Raw genomic sequence first — 20962 nt, forward strand, 5'->3', positions numbered from 1 at the left:
GGCGCGCTCGGCCGCCACGTCACGAAGTGGCTCCTGGCCCAGGGGGCCGAGCGGGTCGTGCTGGCCAGCCGCTCCGGCGGCGAACCCGGCGACGACGAGCGGATCGTCGTCGCCCGCTGCGACGTCGCCGACCGCGCCCAGCTCCCCGCGCTGCTCGCCGACCACCGCCCCAGCGCCGTGATCCACGCCGCCGGCGTGCTCGACGACTGCGTCCTCGGCAGCCTGACGCCCGACCGCTTCGCCGCGGTGTTCCGCGCCAAGGTCGAGTCCGCCGTCCTGCTCGACGAGCTGGCCGGCGACCTCGACGCCTTCATCCTGTTCTCCTCGGTCGCCGGCGCCGTCGGCAACCCCGGCCAGGCCAACTACGCCGCCGCCAACGCCGTCCTCGACGCGCTTGCCGAAACCCGGCGTGCTCGCGGCCAGAACGCGACGTCGATCGCCTGGGGCGCCTGGGCGGGCGACGGCATGGCCGCCGGCCTCGGCGGCGGCCTCGACCCGGACCTCGCCGCCACCGTCCTCGCCGACGCCGGCGGGCCTGCCGCGCAGCTCGTCGTCGCCGACATCCAGAACGCCGACGTCCTGCGCTCCCTGCTGAGCATCCGCCGCAGCCCGCTCCTGGAAGACCTCCCCGCGGTCCGCCGCGTGGTCGCGGAACTGGACGCGGCCCCCGCGCCCGGCACCAGCGCGCTGGCCACCCGTCTGCTCACGACGCCCGCGGCCGAGCGCGGCACGGTCCTGCTGGACCTGGTGCGCGACCACGTCGCCGCCGTCCTCGGCCACACCGGCACCGGTGAGATCGGCGCCACCCGGGCGTTCTCCGACCTCGGCTTCGACTCGCTGACCGCCATCGAACTGCGCAACCGGATGGAGACCGCGACCGCGCTGAGCCTGCCCGCCACCCTCGTCTTCGACCACCCGAACCCGGCCGCACTGGGCGAGTTCCTCCTCGGCGAACTGATCGGGGACGGCACCGACCTGCCCGTCGCGCTCCTGCCGAACACGGCCGCGGGCACCGACGACCCGATCGTCATCGTCGGCATGAGCTGCCGCTTCCCCGGCGACGTCCGCACCCCGGAACACCTGTGGGACCTGCTCTCCGACGGCCGCGACGCCATCACCGGCTTCCCGGCCGACCGCGGCTGGGACATGACCGCCCTCGGCGGCCAGGGGCGGGGCAGCAGCTACGTCGACCGCGGTGGTTTCCTACCGGACGCGGCCGAGTTCGACCCGGAGTTCTTCGGCATCTCCCCGCGCGAAGCGCTCGCCATGGACCCGCAGCAGCGGCTCCTGCTGGAGACCTCGTGGGAGGCCGTCGAGCGGACCGGCATCGATCCGAGCGGCCTGCGCGGCAGCCGCACCGGTGTCTTCGTCGGCACCAACGGCCAGGACTACGCCGGGGTGATCGTCAACTCCGCCACCGACGTCGAGGCCCACGCGGGCACCGGCGTCGCGGCGAGCGTCGTGTCCGGCCGGCTGTCCTACGCGCTCGGCCTCGAAGGCCCGGCCATGACGATCGACACGGCGTGCTCGTCGTCGCTGGTCGCGCTGCACCTGGCCGCCCAGGCCCTGCGCGCCGGCGAGTGCGAACTCGCCCTCGCGGGCGGCGTCACGGTGATGTCCACGCCGGTCAGCTTCGTCGGCTTCAGCCGCCAGAACGGCCTCGCCCCGGACGGCCTCTGCAAGGCCTACTCCGACTCCGCCGACGGCACCGGCTGGTCCGAAGGCATCGGCGTCCTCGTCGTGGAACGCCTGTCCGACGCGCGTCGCCACGGTCACGACGTGCTGGCGGTCGTCGCCGGCTCGGCCATCAACTCCGACGGCGCGTCCAACGGCCTCACCGCCCCCAACGGGCCCTCGCAGCAGCGCGTCATCCGGCAGGCGCTCGCGTCGGCCGGGCTGCAGCCGTCCGAAGTGGACGTCGTCGAAGGCCACGGCACCGGCACCACCCTGGGCGACCCGATCGAGGCCCAGGCGCTGCTCGCCGCGTACGGCCGCGACCGCGAGCGGCCGCTGCTGCTCGGCTCGGTCAAGTCCAACCTCGGCCACACCCAGGCCGCGGCCGGCGTCGCCGGGATCATCAAGATGGTCCTGGCCCTGCAACGGGAACTGGTGCCCGCGACGCTGCACGTCACCGAGCCGTCGTCCCACGTGGACTGGACCGGTGGCGACATCCGGCTGGTCACCGAGGCGACCGAGTGGCGCGAGAACGGCCACCCGCGCCGCGCCGGCATCTCGTCGTTCGGCCTCAGCGGCACGAACGCCCACGTGATCATCGAGCAGGCCCCCGTCTCCGTGCCGGTCGAACCGCGACGGGACATCACGCCGGGTGTCGTGCCGTGGGTGCTGTCCGGCCGGTCCGAAGCCGCCCTGGACGCGCAGCTCGCGGCCCTGCCCCGCGACCTCGACCCGATCGACACCGGCTTCTCCCTGGTCACGACGCGGGCGGCGTTCGAGCACCGCGCGGTGCTGCTCGCCCCCGGCGACCAGGTCGCTCGCGGCATCGCCCGCGAGCGCACAGCGGCGTTCCTCTTCACCGGCCAGGGTTCGCAGCGCCTCGGCATGGGCCGCGGGCTCTACGAGCGCTTCCCGGTGTTCGCCGACGCCTTCGACGCCGTCTGCGCCCACCTCGACACGGAGCTGCCGCGCTCGCTGCGCGACGTCGTCTTCGGCGAGGACGCGGCCGCGCTCGACGAGACCGGCTGGGCCCAGCCCGCGCTGTTCGCGCTGGAAGTGGCCCTGTTCCGGCTCGTGCGGTCGTGGGGCGTGCGGCCCGCGTTCCTCGCCGGGCACTCGGTCGGCGAGATCGCGGCCGCCCACTGCGCGGGTGTGCTGTCCCTCGCCGACGCCTGCACCCTCGTCGTCGCTCGCGCCCGCCTGATGCAGACCCTGCCCGCGGGCGGCGCGATGGTGGCGATCCGGGCCACCGAAGACGACGTCCGGCCGTTCCTCAACGACGACGTCTCGCTCGCCGCCGTCAACGGACCCGAGGCCGTGGTGCTCTCGGGTGTCGAGGACGCCGTGCTGGCCATCGCCGCGCGGTTCGAGAAGACCAAGCGGCTCACCGTGTCCCACGCCTTCCACTCCGCGGCGATGGACCCGATGCTCGCGGGGTTCCGCGCGGTCGCCGAGACGCTGACCTTCGCCGAGCCGGACGTCCCGGTGGTGTGCGACGGCGACGTCACGTCGCCGGAGTACTGGGTCGGCCAGGTCCGCGGCACCGTCCGGTTCGCCGACGCCGTCACCCGGCTCACCGACGCGGGCGTCAGCGCGTTCGTCGAACTCGGCCCGGACGCCGTGCTCACCGCCCTCGTCGACGGCGACGACCAGGTCCTCGCGCCGGTGCTGCGCGCCGGTCGCGACGAGGAGACGGCCGCCGTCACCGCGCTGGCCGCCCTCCACACCGGCGGTGTCGCCGTGGATTGGGCCGCGCTGTTCGAAGGCACCGGCGCGCGGCGCGTCGCACTGCCCACCTACCCGTTCCAGCGGCAGCGTTTCTGGCCGCGGCTCGTGGCCGGCGCGGGCCAGCTCGGCGGCCTCGGCCTGACCGCGGCCGGGCACCCGCTGCTCGGCGCGATCACCGAGGTCGCGGGCTCCGGTGACCTGGTGTTCTCCGGCCGGCTGTCGCTCAAGACGACGCCCTGGCTGGGCGACCACGTCATCGGCGGCCAGGTCCTGTTCCCGGGCGCCGGCTTCCTGGAGCTGGTCGTGCGGGCCGGGGACCAGGTCGGCTGCGGCCAGGTCGAGGACTTCACCGTCGCCGCGCCGCTCGTGCTCGGTGACACCGCCAGCTTGGTGCAGCTCGTCGTCGGCGCCCCCGACGCTTCGGGCCGGCGCGAGGTCGGCGTCTCGTCGCGGGCCGAGGGTCCGGACGCCGAATGGGTCCGCCACGGCACCGGCATCGTCGCCCCCGGCACGCTGCCGACCGCCGCGCCGGACACCGAGTGGCCGCCGTCCGGCGCCGAGCCCGTCGACCTCACCGCGTTCTACGACAACTTCGCCGGTGCCGGTTTCGCGTACGGCCCGGAGTTCCAGGGCCTGCGGCGCGTCTGGCTGCGCGACGGCGAAGTCTTCGTCGAGGCGGAGCTGCCCGGTGAGGACGCCGACGCGTTCGGCCTGCACCCGGCCCTGCTCGACTCCGTGCTCCAAGCGGTGTCCTTTGTGGACTCCATCCCCGGCGGCCTGCCGTTCTCCTGGGCCGGTGCCGTGCTCCACGCGACCGGTGCGGAGAAGGTCCGCGCCCGGATCACCCGGGCCGGCGACGATTCCGTCACCCTCGCGCTGACCGACGAGTCCGGCGCGGCCGTGCTCTCGGTCGACGCCCTGACGCTGCGCGCGACGACCCAGGCCGCGTCCGGCCCCGAGCCGCTGTTCCGCCTGGACTGGGTGCCGCTGCCGGTGCCTGCCGGAGAGCCGGACGGTCAGTGGGCCGTGCTCGGCCGCGACACCCGCCTCGGCGACCTCGGCCCGGAGTACCCGGACCTCGACACCGCGCTGGCCGCGGACCCGGACGTCCTCGTCGTCCCGGTCCACGGCACCGGCGACGTCCCCGACGCGCTCCGCCGCGTCACCGCCGACGTCCTGGCCGTCGTGCAGGCCGCGAGCGAACGCGGCCTCGGCCGGGTCGTCTTCGTGACCCACGGCGCCGCCGGCACCGCGCCGACGGACCTCGCCGCGGCCGCCGTCTGGGGCCTCGTGCGCTCGGCCCAGTCGGAGGACCCGGGCCGGTTCGTGCTCGCCGACGCCGACGACGTGTCGCTGTCCGGCCTGCCCGCCGCGCTGGCCACGGGCGAACCCCAGCTGCTGCTGCGCGACGGCACCGCCCGCGTCGCCCGCCTCGGCCGCCCCCGGCCCGCCGCGACCTCGAGCCGGGCGTGGAACCCCGGCGGCACCGTGCTCATCACCGGCGGCACCGGTGGCCTGGGCCGGGTTTTCGCCCGGCACATCGCCGCCGAGTACGGCGCCCGGCACGTCCTGCTGGCCAGCCGGCGCGGCGGTGCGGCCGACGGGCTCGTCGAGCTGGTCGCCGAACTCGCCGCGCACGGCACCGAGGTCAGCGTCGAAGCGTGCGACCTCGCCGACCGCGACGCCGTCGCCGCGCTGCTGGCCGCCATTCCGGCCGACCGGCCGCTCACCGCCGTCGTGCACGCCGCCGGTGTCCTCGACGACGGCGTCATCGGTTCCCTCGACGCCGCTCGCCTCGACACGGTGCTGCGCCCGAAGGCCGACGCCGCGTGGCACCTGCACGAGCTGGCCGGCGACGTCGCCGCGTTCGTGCTGTTCTCCTCGGTGGCCGGCACGATCGGCTCGCCGGGCCAGGCGAACTACGCCGCCGCCAACACCTTCCTCGACGCGCTCGCCGCCCACCGGCACGACCGCGGCCTGGCCGCGACGTCCCTGGCCTGGGGCGCGTGGGAGACCGGCATGACCGGCACCCTCACCGACGCCGACCGCGAGCGGATGACCCGCGCGGGCATGCCGCCGCTGCCGGTCGAGCTGGGCTGTGAGCTGTTCGACCGCGCCCTGGACTCCGGCGAACCGGCCCTGGTGCCGGTGCTGATGGACCTGCCGCTGATCCGGTCGCAGGCCGAGCCGCCGTGGCTGGTGCGCCCGGTCGGCCGCCCGGGTCGCCGCGGCGCGGGCCGGTCGACGCCGACCGCGAACGCCCTGCGCGACCGGCTTTCCGGCCTGCGCGAGGGGGAGCAGCAGAAGGTGCTGCTCGACGTCATCCGCACGCAGGTCGCCGCGGTGCTCGGGTTCGACGCCGCCACCGTCGACGTCGCCCGCGAGTTCCGCGGCCTCGGCTTCGACTCGCTGACGGCGGTCGAGTTCCGCAACCACCTCGCCTCGGCGACCGGCCTGCGGCTGCCCGCGACACTGGTCTTCGACCACCCGACGCCGGTCGTCCTGGCGGGTTACCTCCGCGACGAGCTGTCCGGCGCGGACGCGGCGCCGGTGCTGCGGGCGCGGACCACGACCACGCCGGTCGCCGACGAGCCGATCGCGATCGTGTCGATGGCCTGCCGCTACCCGGGCGGCGTCACGTCGCCGGAAGACCTGTGGGACATGGTCCTGACCGGCGGCGACGGCGTCGGACCCTTCCCGGCCGACCGCGGCTGGGACCTGAGTGGCCTCTTCGGGGCGGATCGGGGACGTTCTTATGTTCGTGAAGGCGGTTTTCTCGGTGGTGCGGGAAGCTTCGATCCTGGGCTCTTCGGGATCTCGCCGCGCGAAGCGCTGGCGATGGACCCGCAGCAGCGCCTCCTCCTGGAGACGTCCTGGGAAGTGATCGAACGCGCCGGCGTCGACCCCGTTTCGCTGCGGGGCAGCCGGACCGGCGTCTTCGCCGGGGTGATGTACCACGACTACGGTCAGGGCGTGCAGTTCCCGGAGGAGGCCCTCGGTTTCCTCGGGATCGGCACCGCGGGCAGCGTCATGTCCGGCCGCGTCTCCTACGCGCTGGGGCTGGAAGGCCCGGCCGTCACGATCGACACGGCGTGCTCGTCGTCGCTGGTCGCGATGCACTGGGCCGCACAGGCGTTGCGGGCCGGTGACTGCGAACTGGCGCTCGCCGGCGGCGTGACCGTGATGGCGACGCCGGGTGCGTTCGTGGACTTCTCGGCCCAGGGCGGGCTGGCCGGCGACGGCCGGTGCAAGTCGTTCTCCGACTCCGCCGACGGCGTCGGCTGGGCCGAAGGTGTCGGCCTGGTCATGCTGGAACGCCTGTCCGACGCGCGGCGCAACGGCCACGAAGTCCTCGCCGTGCTACGCGGCTCCGCCGTCAACCAGGACGGCGCGTCCAACGGCCTGACCGCCCCGAACGGCCCGTCGCAGCAGCGCGTCATCCGTCAGGCGCTGTCGGTGTCCGGGCTCGGCGTGTCCGATGTGGACGTCGTCGAAGGCCACGGCACCGGGACGCCGCTGGGCGACCCGATCGAGGCCCAGAGCCTCCTGGCCACCTACGGCCGTGACCGGGAGACGCCGCTGCTGCTGGGCTCGGTGAAGTCGAACATCGGCCACACCCAGGCCGCCGCCGGCGTCGCGGGCGTGATCAAGATGGTGCAGGCCATGCGCCACGGCGTCGTCCCGCAGTCCCGGTTCTCGGCCGAGCCCTCGTCCCATGTGGACTGGACCGAAGGCGCGGTCTCGCTGGTGCCGGAGAACACGTCCTGGCCCGAGGTGGACCGCGTCCGCCGGTCGGCGGTGTCGTCGTTCGGCATCAGCGGCACCAACGCCCACGTCATCCTGGAGCAGCCCGCCCCGGCCGACCGGCCCGCGCCGCGTGCGTCCGCGCCGCTGTCCCGCCCGGTGCCGGTCGTCGTCTCCGGACGGACTCCGGAGGCCCTCCGGTCCCAGGCCGCGCGCCTGGCCGACCGGATCGAGGCCGACAACACCTTCGCCCCGGCCGACCTCGCCTACTCCGCCGCGGTGACGCGCGCGGCGCTGGCCCAGCGCGCGGCGGTCGTCGCCGACGACCTCGACGGCCTGGTCAGCGGCCTGCGTGAGCTGGCCGCCGGCGAGACCCCGGCCGGAGTCGTGCGCGGCGAGGCGCGGGTCGCCCCGCCGGTCGCGTTCCTCTTCGCCGGGCAGGGCTCGCAGCGGATCGGGATGGGCCGCCGCCTGCACGAGGTGTACCCGGTGTTCGCGGGCGCGTTCGACGAGATCCTGGCCCTGCTCGACCCGGCCGTCCGGGACGCCTTGAACGACGAGGTCCTGATCGACCGCACGGAGTTCGCGCAGCCCGCGCTGTTCGCCTTCGAGGTCGCGCTGTTCCGCCTCCTGGAGTCGTGGGGCGTGCACCCGGACTTCGTGACCGGGCACTCCGTCGGCGAGATCGCCGCCGCCCACGTGGCCGGCGTGCTGTCCCTGCCCGACGCGTGCGCCCTCGTGTCCGCCCGCGCCCGGCTCATGGGCGCGCTGCCGACCGGCGGCGTCATGGTCGCGGTGCGCGCGTCCGAGTCGGACGTCCTGCCGCTGCTCGGCGAGGGCGTCGACGTCGCGGCCGTCAACGGCCCGGGCTCGGTGGTCCTGTCCGGGCACGAGGACGCCGTCGTCGCGGTGGCGTCGAAGTTCGCCAAGCAGCGCCGCCTGCGGGTGTCGCACGCCTTCCACTCCGTCCTGATGGAGCCGATGCTCGCCGAGTTCGGCGAGGTCGTGGCGAACCTGGAGTTCGCGAAGCCGCGCGTGCCGGTCGTCTCGGCCGGGGACGTCACGTCGCCGGAGTACTGGGTCAGCCAGATCCGCGACACCGTGCGCTTCGGCGACGCGGTCGAGCGGCTCACCGAAGCCGGCGTGACCGTCTTCGCCGAGGTGGGCCCGGACGCGACGCTGTCCGCTTCCGTGGACGAGCCGTCCGCGAGCGTGATCCCGTTGCTGCGCAAGGACCGTGACGAGGCAGCCGCGGTCACCGAGGCGATCGCACGGCTGCACGTCGCCGGCGTCAGCGTCGGCTGGAACGACTACTTCGCCGGTGCCCAGCGCGTCTCGCTGCCGACCTACGCGTTCCAGCACGAGTGGTTCTGGCCGCTGCCGGCCGCCGGGGGCGACGCCACCGGCCTCGGCCTCGCACCGACGGGCCACCCGCTGCTCGGTGCGACCGTCACCCTGGCCGACTCGCTCGGCGTCCTGTTCTCCGGACGGCTGTCCGCGGCCACCCAGCCGTGGCTGCGTGACCACGTCATCGGCGGCCGGATCCTGTTCCCGGGCGCGGCTTTCCTCGAACTGGCCGTGCGTGCGGCCGACGAGGTCGGCTGCGCGTCGGTGGCCGACCTGACCCTGTCCGTGCCGCTGGTCCTCGAGCCGGACGGCGCCGTCGTCCTGCAGCTGGCCGCGGGGGAGCCGGACGAGTCCGGCCGTCGTGAGCTGACGATCTCCTCCCGCGCCGACGACACCGACGAGTGGGTCCGCCACGCGACCGGCACGCTGTCGCCGCAGGCGGTGGCCGCCGAGCCGGTGCCCGAGACCTGGCCGCCCGCCGAAGCGTCCGAAGTGGACTTGACGGGCTTCTACGAAACGTCGGCCGAAGCCGGATTCGGTTACGGGCCCGCGTTCCAGGGCCTCAGCCGCGTCTGGCAGGACGGCGCCGAGGTCTTCGCCGAACTGGCGCTGCCCGAGGGCCAGGAAGCCGCGCGGTTCGGGCTGCACCCGGCGTTGCTCGACGCCGCTCTGCAGGCCATCGGCTTCGGCGAAGGCGCCCCGGCCGGGTTGCCGTTCGCCTGGACGGGCGTGTCGCTGCACGCGGCCGGCGCGAGCCGCGCCCGCGTCCGGATCTCCCCGGCCGGCGGCGACTCCGTCTCCCTGGCCATCGCCGACGAGGCGGGCAAGCCCGTGCTGTCGGCCACCGGCGTCACGCTCCGCGCGGCCACCGCGCCGGACGCGGCCGACCCGCTGTTCCGCCTGAACTGGCTGCCGGTCCCGGTCCCCGAACCGGACGACAGCACCTGGGCCGTGGTCGGCGACGGCTTCGGCCTGGCCGGAACCCTGGGCTGCGACACGCACCCCGACCTGGCCGCCGCCGTGGCGTCCGGTGCCGGAGTGGTCGCCGTCCCGGTGTCCGGGGACGCCGACGCCGGAGCCTCCGCGCACGCGCTCACCGCGTCGGTGCTCGACCAGCTCCAGACGGACTCGGCCACCAAGGTCGTGTTCGTCACGCGCGGTGCCGCCGGCCCGGGCCGTACCGACGTCGCGGCCGCCGCCGTCTGGGGCCTGGTGCGCTCGGCCCAGTCCGAGGACCCCGGGCGGTTCGTGCTCCTGGACGTCGACGAGCCCGACGCGGACGCGCTGCGTGCCGCGGTCGCCACCGGCGAACCCCAGCTGGTCCTGCGTGACGGCGTCCTCAACGTGGCCCGCCTGGCCCGCGCGACCCTCGACACCACCGAGACGACCTGGGACCCCGACGGCACCGTGCTCATCACCGGCGGCACCGGTGGCCTGGGCCGGGTCTTCGCCCGGCACCTCGTCACCGGCGGTGCCCGGCACCTGCTGCTGGCCAGCCGCCGCGGCCCGGCCGCCGACGGCGTCGCCGAGCTGGTCGCGGAACTCTCCGAAACGGGCGCCGACGTCCGCGTCGAAGCCTGCGACGTCGCCGACCGCGACGCCGTGGCCGCGTTGCTGGCGGGCATCCCGGCCGAGCACCCGCTCACCGCCGTGGTGCACACCGCCGGGGTGGTCGACGACGGCGTCGTCGGCTCGCTGTCGGCCGAGCGCCTGGACACCGTGTTCGCGCCGAAGCTCGACGCGGCCTGGCACCTGCACGAACTGACCGCCGACCTGCCCCTCGCCGGGTTCGTCCTGTTCTCCTCGGTCGCCGGCACCATCGGTACGCCGGGTCAGGCGAACTACGCGGCGGCCAACGCCTTCCTCGACGCCCTCGCCGACCTGCGCCGCGACCGGGGTCTGTCTGGCCTGTCGCTGGCCTGGGGCGCGTGGGACACCGGCATGACCGGCGACCTGACCGACGCCGAGCGCGAACGGATGGTCCGCGGCGGGATGCCGCCGCTCGGCCGCGAGCAGGGCGCGGAGCTGTTCGACCGTGCCGTCGCGTCGACGGAATCGGCGCTTGTGCCGGTGCTCGTCGACCTGCCGGTGCTGCGGACCCGCGGCGAGCTGCCCTGGCTGCTGCGGCCGATCGGCCGTCCGGGACGGCGCAGCGCCGCCGCCGGAGCCGACCGGGCCGCGGCCGGCGACCTGCGGCTGAAGCTCGCCGGGATGCGGGAGAACGAGCAGGACCGGACGCTGCTGACGCTCGTGCGGGCCCAGGTCTCGGCCGTGCTCGGCCACCCGGCCGACCGGATCGACGGCGGCCTCGAGTTCCGCGAACTCGGCTTCGACTCGCTGACCGCCGTCGAGTTCCGCAACCGCCTGGCCGCGGCCACCGGCCTGACGCTGTCCGCGACGCTCGTCTTCGACTACCCGACCCCGGCCGGGCTCGCCCGGCACCTGCGGACCGAACTCGCGCCCGCTCCCGCCGCGGCGACGTCGCTGCCGGCGGAGCTCGACCGGCTCGACGAGCTGATGGACACCAGCTCGGCCGACGACGTCGCCCAGGCGGAGGTCGCGGCCCGGCTGCGCCGGATCCTGGCGAAGATCGGCGGCGCGGCCGCGCCCGAAGACGTCACCGACCGGATCGACGCGGCCAGCACCGACGAGGTGTTCGCCTTCATCGACAACGAACTGGGCCGGCTCGGTGACGCACCCGGGTCCCCCTTCGACCAGGAAGGCTGAGGCCGCCATGACCGAGGACAAGAAGCTCGTCGAATACCTCAAGTGGGTCACCGCCGACCTCGCCAAGACGCGCAAGCGCGTCGAGGAGCTGGAGTCGGCGGAGCAGGAGCCGGTCGCGATCGTGTCGATGGCGTGCCGCTACCCGGGCGGCGTGCGGTCGCCGGAGGACCTCTGGGACCTCGTCCTCTCCGGCGGCGACGGCATCGCCGGGTTCCCCGAGGACCGCGGCTGGGACCTGGACTCGCTGTTCGGCGACGAGCGCGGCCGCTCCTACGTCCGCGAAGGCGGTTTCGTCGACGGCGCCGGGAAGTTCGACCCCGGCCTGTTCGGCATCTCGCCGCGTGAGGCCTTGGCGATGGACCCGCAGCAGCGCCTCCTGCTGGAGACGTCGTGGGAGGCCATCGAACGCGCCGGCGTCGACCCGCTTTCGTTGCGGGGAAGCAAAACCGGCGTGTTCGCCGGGGTGATGTACCACGACTACGGCCAGGGCGCGCAGTTCCCCGAAGAGGCCCTCGGTTTCCTGGGCGTCGGCACCGCGGGCAGCGTCATGTCCGGCCGCGTCTCCTACTCCCTGGGCCTCGAAGGCCCCGCTGTCACGATCGACACGGCGTGCTCCTCGTCGCTGGTCGCGATGCACTGGGCCGCGCAGGCGCTGCGCGCTGGCGACTGCGACCTGGCCCTCGCCGGCGGTGTCACGATCATGGCGACGCCGGGCTCGTTCGTCGACTTCTCCGCGCAGGGCGGCCTCGCCCGCGACGGCCGCTGCAAGTCCTACGCGGACGCCGCGGACGGCGTCGGCTGGTCCGAGGGCGTCGGCCTGATCATGCTGGAACGCCTGACGGACGCGCGCCGCAACGGCCACGAAGTCCTCGCCGTGCTGCGCGGCTCGGCGGTCAACCAGGACGGCGCGTCCAACGGCATCACCGCGCCGAACGGCCCGTCGCAGCAGCGTGTCATCCGCCAGGCGCTGACCGGCGCCGGGCTCGGACTGTCCGATGTGGACGTCGTCGAAGGCCACGGCACCGGCACGCCCCTGGGTGACCCGATCGAGGCCCAGGCCCTGCTGGCCACCTACGGCCGCGGCCGCGAGACGCCGCTGCTGCTCGGCTCGGTGAAGTCGAACATCGGCCACACCCAGGCCGCCGCCGGCGTCGCGGGCGTGATCAAGATGGTCCAGGCGCTGCGCCACGGCGTCGTGCCGAAGTCGGTCAACCTGGACGGCCCGTCGTCCCAGGTCGACTGGACCGCGGGCGCCGTCGAGGTCGTCACCGAGAACACCGCCTGGCCCGAGGTGGACCGCGCGCGCCGCGCCGCCGTCTCCTCGTTCGGCATCAGCGGTACCAACGCCCACGTCATCCTCGAACAGGCCGAGCCCGCCGAAGCGACCGCCGGGGAAACCGCGCCCGCCGGAGTCCGCCTGTTCGTGCTGGCCGGCCGCACCGAAGCCGCCTTGAAAGCCCAGGCCGCCCGCCTGCTGAACCACCTCGGCGACGGCGACCTCGACGCACCTGACCTCGCGTGGTCGCTGGCCGCGTCCCGCGCCGCCCTCGACCACCGCGCGGTGGTCGTCGCCGACGACCCGCGTGCGGGCCTCGCCGCGCTCGCGGCCGGCACCCCGGACCCGGCCGTGACCACCGGCGCCGCCGACGTCGACGGCCAGATCGTCTTCGTCTTCCCCGGCCAGGGCGCGCAGTGGGCCGGCATGGGCGCGCGGCTCCTGGCCGAGTCGCCGGTGTTCGCGGCCCGGATCGCCGAGTGCGAAGCAGCCTTGTCCGCGCACGTCGACTGGTCCTTGACCGCCGTCCTGCGCGGTGACGACGACGCGCCCAAGCTGGACCGGGTCGACGTCATCCAGCCCGCGTCGTTCGCCGTCATGGTCGGCCTGGCCGCGCTGTGGCAGTCCGCCGGCATCCGGCCGGACGCCGTCGCCGGCCACTCCCAGGGCGAGATCGCGGCCGCCTGCGTGTCCGGCGCGCTGAGCCTGGCCGACGCCGCCCGCGTCGTCGCGTTGCGCAGCCAGGCCATCGCCCGCCGGCTGGCCGGTGCCGGGTGCATGATTTCGGTGGCCTTGCCGGTCGCCGACGTCGAGGCGCGGCTGACGCCGTACGAGGGCAAGCTGTCGATCGCCGTGGTCAACAGCCCGTCGTCCGTCGTCGTCGCCGGGGACCCGGAGGCGGGGGAGCAGCTGATCGCCGAGCTGACGGCGGCCGAGATCCGCGTCCGCCGCGTCGACGTCGACTACGCGTCGCACTCCGCGCACGTCGAGCTGATCGAGCAGGAACTGCACACCGCGCTGGCCGGGCTTTCGCCGCGACAGTCGGACATCCCGTTCTTCTCCACGGTCGACGGCGACTGGCTCGACACGACCAAGATGGACGCGTCCTACTGGTACCGGAACCTGCGTCAGCGGGTCCGCTTCGAGGACGCCGTCCGTGAGCTGCTTTCCCTGCAGTACCAGGTGTTCTTCGAGATCAGCTCGCACCCGGTGCTGGCCGTCGCGATCCAGGACACCGCCGAGTCCGCCGACGCCCGCGCGGTCGTCACCGGCACCCTGCGCCGCGACAACGGCGGCCTCGACCGGTTCCTGGCGTCGGTCGCCGAGGCGCACGTCCGCGGCGTCAGCCCGGATTGGAAGGCGCTGCTGGCCACCGGCGCGCGGATCGTCCCGCTGCCGACCTACGCCTTCCAGCACGAGTACTACTGGCCCGAGCCGGCCTCGGCCGACGCCGTCGCGGACCCAGCGGAGGCCGAGTTCTGGACGGCGGTCGACGACGCCGACTTCGCCGCGCTCAGCACCACCCTCGACGTCGAAGAGGACGCGCTCACCCGCGTCCTGCCCGCGCTCTCGTCGTGGCGCCGCCGACGCGGCGAACAGTCCGCTGTGGACGCCTGGCGCTACCGCATCACGTGGAAGCCGCTGCCGGTCGAGACGTCCGCGCCGGGCCGGTGGCTCGCGCTCGTCCCCGCCGACCTGCCCGCCGACATCGCGGAAGCCCTCGACTCACTGAACGCCGTCCAGGTCCGCGTCGAGACCGACGCCGTCGAGGCCCTGCGCGAAGCCTTGCCGGGCCAGGACTACACCGGAGTCATCTCACTGCTCGACCTCGACGGGACGTCCTTCGCGACGACGGCCGCGCTCACCGAGGCACTGGCCGACGCCGAGACCGTGGTGCCGCTGTGGTGCGTCACCCGCGGCGCGGTGTCGGTCGGCCGCTCCGAGCCGGTCCACGACCCCGCCCGCGCCGCGCTCTGGGGCGCCGGGCGGGTGCTGGCCCTGGAGTTCCCGCGCGCCTGGGGCGGCCTGATCGACCTGCCCGAGACGCTCGACGCTCGGGCCGCGGCGCGATTCGCCGCCGCCGTCGGTGGGCCTGAAGACCAGGTCGCCGTGCGCGCCTCCGGCCTGTTCGGCCGCCGTCTGGTCCGCTCCGCGGCCGGGGGAGCGGCCGAGCCGTGGCGCCCGCACGGGACCGTCCTGGTCACCGGTGGCCACGAAGGGTTCGGCGAGCACGTCACGCGCTGGCTCTCCGACGTCAACGTCCTGCACGCGGGCCCGGACGACCTCGCCGACCGCGACGCGCTGACCGCCCTGCTCGCCACCGTCCCAGCGGACCGGCCCCTGACCGCCGTGCTGCACACCGCCGGCATGGCGGAAGCCGGTGCCTACGACTCCGCCGTCCTGCTCGACGACGTCCTCGCCGACCACGACCTCGACGCGTTCGTGCTGTTCTCGTCGGTGTCCGCGATCTGGGGCGCCGAAGGCCAGCGCGACCGCGCCGCCGTCGACACCGGCCTCGACGCCCTGGCCCGCCACCGCCGCGACCGCGGCCTGGCCGCGACGTCGATCGCCTGGAGCGCGTGGGCCGGCACCGGCGTCGCCGCCGACGAGGAAACGGCCGAGTTCCTGCGGGCGCGCGGCCTGCCGCCCCTCGACCCCGACCAGGCGCTGCTCGCGCTGGGCCAGGCCGTCGCCCACGACGACACCGCCGTCGTGCTCGCCGACGTCCGGTGGGACCGGTTCGTCCCGGCCCTGACCTCCCGCCGCGCGGGCACGCTCCTCGACGAGCTGCCCGAGGTGCGGGACCTGGCGGACGGCCCGTCCGCCGACGCCGTCTCGACCGCGTCGGCGCTGCTGGACCGGCTGCGTGGCCTGTCCGAGCGCGAACGCGAAGACGCGCTGCTCGACCTCGTCCGCGACCAGGTCGCGGGCCTGCTCGGCTACGCGGGTGGCGCCGCCATCGAGGCGCGCCGGCCGTTCCGCGACCTCGGCTTCGACTCGCTCACCTCGGTGGAGCTGCGGAACCGGATCAACGCCGCGACCGGCCTCACCCTGCCCTCCACACTCGTGTTCGACCACCCGCGCCCGGACGCCGTCGCGCGCCTGCTGGCGACCGAGCTGCTCGGCGGCGGCGACCTCGCGGCCGCCCCGGCGGCGTCGGGGATCGTCGACGGCGACCCGATCGTCATCGTCGGCATGAGCTGCCGCTACCCGGGCGGCGTCCGCTCGCCCGAGGACCTGTGGCGCCTCGTCGCCGACGGCACCGACGCGATCACCGAGTTCCCCGTCGACCGCGGCTGGGACCTGCTCGGCCTCAGCGGCGGCATGTCCTACGTCCAGGAAGGCGGGTTCGTCGACGGCGTCGCCGACTTCGACGCCGGCTTCTTCGGCATCTCGCCCCGCGAAGCCCTCGCCATGGACCCGCAGCAGCGCCAGCTCCTCGAAACGGCCTGGGAGCTGTTCGAACGCGCCGGCGTCGCCTCGGACAGCCTGCGCGGCAGCGACACCGGCGTCTACGTCGGCGGCTCCGGCAACGGCTACTCACCGCCGCCGGAGCTGGCCGGGCACCTGCTCACCGGCGCCGCCACCAGCGTCCTGTCCGGCCGGATCTCCTACCTGTTCGGCCTCGAAGGCCCCTCGGTCACCGTCGACACCGCGTGCTCGTCTTCCCTGGTCGCGCTGCACATGGCCGCGCGCGCCCTGGCGTCCGGCGAGTGCTCCCTGGCCGTCGCCGGCGGCGTCACCGTGATGGCGACGCCCAGCGCGTTCGTCGAGTTCAGCTACCAGGGCGGCCTCGCGGCCGACGGGCGTTGCCGGTCGTTCGACGAGGCCGCGGGCGGCACCGGCTGGTCCGAGGGCACCGGCCTGCTCCTGCTGGAACGGCTGTCCGACGCCGTCCGCAACGGCCACACGCCCTTGGCTGTGGTGCGCGGGACTGCGGTCAACTCCGACGGCGCGTCCAACGGCCTCACCGCCCCGAACGGGCCGTCGCAGCAGCGCGTCATCCGCCAGGCCCTGGCCAACGCGGGCCTGACCGGCACCGAGGTCGACGCCGTCGAGGCGCACGGCACCGGCACCCAGCTGGGCGACCCGATCGAGGCCCAGGCCCTGATCGCCGCCTACGGCACGGGCCGCGAACGGCCGCTGCTGCTCGGCTCGATCAAGTCCAACATCGGCCACTCGCAGTCCGCCGCCGGCGTCGCCGGGGTGATCAAGATGGTCGAGGCCATCCGCCACGGCGTGCTGCCGAAGACCCTGCACCTCGACACCCCGACGTCCAAAGTGGACTGGCAGCCCGACGCCGTCACGCTGCTGGCCGACCGGCAGGACTGGCCCGAGACGGGACGGCCGCGCCGCGCGGGCGTGTCGTCGTTCGGTGTCAGCGGCACCAACGCGCACGTGATCCTGGAGCAGGCCACCGCGCTCGAATCGGCGCCTGCGTCGGTCGCCGGTCCGGTGCCCGTCGTGGTCTCGGCTCGCACGCCCGACCAGCTCGCGGCGCAGGCCGAGCGGCTGGCCACGTTCGTCACCGAGCACCCGGACGTCGCCGTCGCCGACCTCGCCGCCGCGCTGGCGGGCCGCGCGCGGTTCGACCACCGCGCCGGTCTCGTCGCGGGCGACCGGGACGAACTGCTCGACGGCCTCACCGTGCTGGCGCGCGGGACCCGGGCGCCCACCGCGGCCGGACCGGCCGGCGGGAAGCTCGCGATCCTGTTCGCCGGGCAGGGCAGCCAGCGTCCGGGCATGGGCCGTGATCTCGCCGCCGCGTACCCGGTGTTCGCCGACGCGCTCGACGCCGTGCTCGCCCACCTCGACGTCGAACTCGACCGCCCGCTGCGCTCCGTACTGCACGGCGACCACACCGAGCTGCTCAACGAGACCGGCTACGCCCAACCCGCCATCTTCGCCTTCGAGGTCGCGCTCTACCGGCTCCTGGAATCGTGGGGCGTGCGGGCGGACTTCGTGACGGGACACTCGATCGGCGAGATCGCGGCCGCGCACGTCACCGGCGTGCTGAACCTGGCCGACGCCTGCCGGATGGTCGCAGCGCGCGGCCGGCTCATGCAGGCCCTGCCGCCCGGCGGCGCGATGCTGTCGCTCGTGGCGACCGAGGACGAGGTCCGGCCGCTGCTCACCGGCGACGTCGCCATCGCCGCCCTCAACGGCCCGCGGTCCGTCGTCGTCTCCGGCACCGAAGAAGCCGTGCTCGCGCTGGGTGCGCACTTCGCGAAGACGCGGCGGCTGTCGGTCTCCCACGCCTTCCACTCACCGCTGATCGAGCCCGCTCTGGACGAGTTCGGCAAGGTCGTGGCGGAGCTGGAGTTCGCGGCGCCGTCGATCCCGGTCGTCTCGGGCGTCACCGGCGCTCTCGCGACCGAGCTGGACTCGCCGGAGTACTGGGTGCGTCAGGCGCGCGAGGCCGTCCGGTTCGCGGACGCCGTCACGACGCTCGCCGAGGCCGGTGCGACGACGTTCCTCGACGTCGGCCCGGACGGCGTCGCCGCCGCGATGGCCGCCGACAGCCTGGCCGAGGACGCGGGGGAGGTCGTCGCGGCCGTCCGCACCGACGAGTGTCGTGCGCTGGTGGCGGCCCTGACCCGCCTGCACGCCCGGAACGTGCCCCTGGACTGGGCCGCGTTCTTCGGCGGCGGCGTCCCGGTGGCGCTGCCCACCTACCCCTTCGCCGCCGATCGGTACTGGCCCGAGGGTTTCCACGGCGCGGGCGGCGACCTGCGCCTGTCCGGCCTGCACTCCGCCGAGCACCCGCTGCTCGGCGCCGGGGTCGCGCTGCCGGAGTCCGGCGGGTTCCTGTTCACCGGCGCGCTGTCGCCGCAGGTGCAGCCGTGGCTGGCCGACCACACCGTCGAGGGGACGATCGTGTTCCCGGAGGCCGGGTTCGTCGAACTCGCCGTGCGGGCGGGTGACGAGGTCGGCTGCGACGTCGTCGCCGAGCTGACCGTCGAGGCGCCGTTGACGCTGCCGCCGGTCGGCGGGGTGCACGCCCAGGTCGTCGTCGCCGCCGCGAACCCCGCGGGTGACCGGGACCTGACCATCTGGACCCGGCCCGAGGGGGTCGGCGAGGCGTCGTGGACGCGCACCGCGTCCGGCCGGCTCTCGATGGGCGCCGGCGAACCCGCGGTCGACCCGACGTGGCCGCCGGACGCGACCGAGGTCGATCTCGAGGACTTCTACGACGGGCTCGCCGAGCGCGGGCACGTCGTCGGCGCCGCTTTCCGCGGCCTGCGGACGGCGTGGCTGGCCGCGGACGAGGTGTTCGCGGAGATCGCGCTGCCCGCCGAGCGGCAGGACGACGCCGCCAAGTTCGGGCTCCACCCGGCGTTGCTCGACGCGGCGCTGCAGGCCGTGTCACTGCTGGATTCGACGTCCCGCGCGGCGACCGGCTGGACGCGGTTCGCGCTGCACGCCGCCGGTGCCGCGGCTGCCCGCGTCCACGTCCGGCGGACGGCCGAGGACACGATCGCGCTCGACCTCACCGATGCCGCCGGCGCGCTCGTCGCGTCGGCGGAGACGGTGGTGCTCGGCGAAGCCGCTGTCGCGCCACGGGAGTCGGGTTCCGACTCGCTGTTCCACCTGGAGTGGACGCCGTTGCCCGAAACGCCGTCGCCGCGTGTGGCCCGCTGGCTCGTGCTCGGTGACTCCGCGGGCTTCCCGGACGCCGAAACCCACGCCGACCTGCCCGGCCTGGTGGCCGCGGCGAGCGACGACGCGGTGCTCGTCATCCCGGTCGTGACCGAAGGCGACGACCTGGCCGCCGTCACGCACCGCGCGACCGCGACCGTGCTGGACCAGCTGCAGTTCCTGCTGGCCGCCGAAGGCCTCGACGGCGTCCCGGCGGTGTTCGTCACCCGCGGCGGCGGCCCGGTCGCCGCGGCCGTGCACGGGCTCGTCCGGGCCGCGCAGTCGGAGAACCCGGGCCGGTTCCTGCTGGCCGACCTCGGCGCGTCGGATGCGGGTGTGCTGCCCGTCGTCGTGGCGTCGGGGGAGACCCAGATCTCGGTGCGGGACGGCGTCCTGCACCGCGCCCGCCTGGTGCGAGCGCCTGCCGCGGCGGCTGCGGACTTCGACCTCGGCGACGGCACGGTGCTCGTCACCGGCGGCACCGGGGGACTGGGCCGGCTGCTGGCCCGGCACCTCGTCACCACCCACGGCGTCCGGCACCTGCTGCTCGCCAGCCGTCGGGGTCTCGGCTCCGCCGGGGCCGCGGAACTGGTGGCGGAGCTGAAGGAACTCGGCGCCGACGTCCGGGTGGCCGCGTGCGACACGTCGGACCGCGAGGACGTCGTGGACCTGCTCGCGTCAGTGCCCGTCGACCACCCGCTGACGGCGGTCGTGCACACGGCGGGCGTGCTCGACGACGGCGTCGTCGGGTCGCTGACCCCGGCGCGGCTGAAGAAGGTGTTGCGCCCCAAGGTGGACGGCGCCTGGCACCTGCACGACCTGACCCGCGACCTCGACCTGTCGGCGTTCGTCCTGTACTCGTCGGCGAGCGGCCTGCTCGGCGGCGTCGGCCAGGGCAACTACGCGGCGGCCAACTCGTTCCTCGATGCGCTGGCCGAACTCCGGCGTGACGAGGGGCGGCCGGCGCTGTCGCTGGCGTGGGGCCCGTGGGCCCAGGCGGACGGCATGGCGGGCACGCTCGCCGACGTCGACGCGCAGCGGCTGGAGAAGTCCGGCATGCGGCGGCTGCGTCCGGAAGAGGGCCTGGCCCTGTTCGACGCGGCTCTTCGCGCCGGTACCGCGACCATCGTCCCGGTGGCCCTGGACCTCGCGATCCTGCGCGGTCACGTCGTCCCGCCGGTGCTGCACGGTCTCGTTCCGAAGGTCCGCCGCACGGCCAAGATCAGCGAAGAGGGCCTGCGGTCGTTCGTGCCGCAGCTGGGCGACCTCGAGCCCGCGGCGCAGCAGAAGGAGCTGCTGGGGCTGGTCCGCGAACTGGCGGCGAGCGTGCTGGGCCACAACACCCCGCAGGCGATCGACCCGGACGTCGGTTTCACCGAGATCGGCTTCGACTCGCTGACGGTGGTGGAGCTGCGCAACCGCCTCAGCTACGCGACGGGCCTCACCCTCCCGGCGACGGTCCTGTTCGACCACCCCAACCCCCGGACCCTCGCCGAGCACCTGCGCGACCTCCTGAGCCCGGAGGACACCGACCCCGCGGAGCGCGTCTTGTCGGAGCTGACCCGCTTCGAACAGCTGGCGGAAACCCCGGACCTCCCGCCGGCCGCGATGACCACCCTGACCACTCGCCTCCGCGCGCTGCTGGACCGCCTGGACGCCGGCGGCGACGGCTTCCTCGACTCCCTGGACTCCGCCAGCGACGGCGAGCTGTTCCGCCTGATCGACTCCGAACTCTCCTAACCCCAACGCGAAACGGGGCCGCCGGCAAGTGCCGTCGGCCCCGTTTCGCGTGTGCGGAAACCCGTAACCCGCGTGACTGGACGCGTA

At 74.8% G+C, this 20962-nt stretch carries 2 protein-coding genes (1 of these 2 running past the window's edge); both read left to right on the plus strand.

The window, feature by feature from the left end:
- Window positions 1-11220: the 3' portion of a type I polyketide synthase gene (locus MUY22_RS36295; protein WP_247051687.1), read on the plus strand. It extends 14253 nt beyond the left edge of the window; 11220 of the gene's 25473 nt are visible here — the last part of the coding sequence; its start codon lies off the left edge, out of view; its stop codon occupies window positions 11218-11220.
- Entirely contained in the window at window positions 11183-20875 is a 9693-nt protein-coding gene (locus MUY22_RS36300) for an SDR family NAD(P)-dependent oxidoreductase (protein WP_371827525.1), read from the plus strand. The genes MUY22_RS36295 and MUY22_RS36300 overlap by 38 nt, the downstream gene beginning before the upstream one ends.
- Window positions 20876-20962: the final 87 nt, after the last annotated feature.

The organism is Amycolatopsis sp. WQ 127309 (genome assembly GCF_023023025.1).
GTDB lineage: Bacteria > Actinomycetota > Actinomycetes > Mycobacteriales > Pseudonocardiaceae > Amycolatopsis.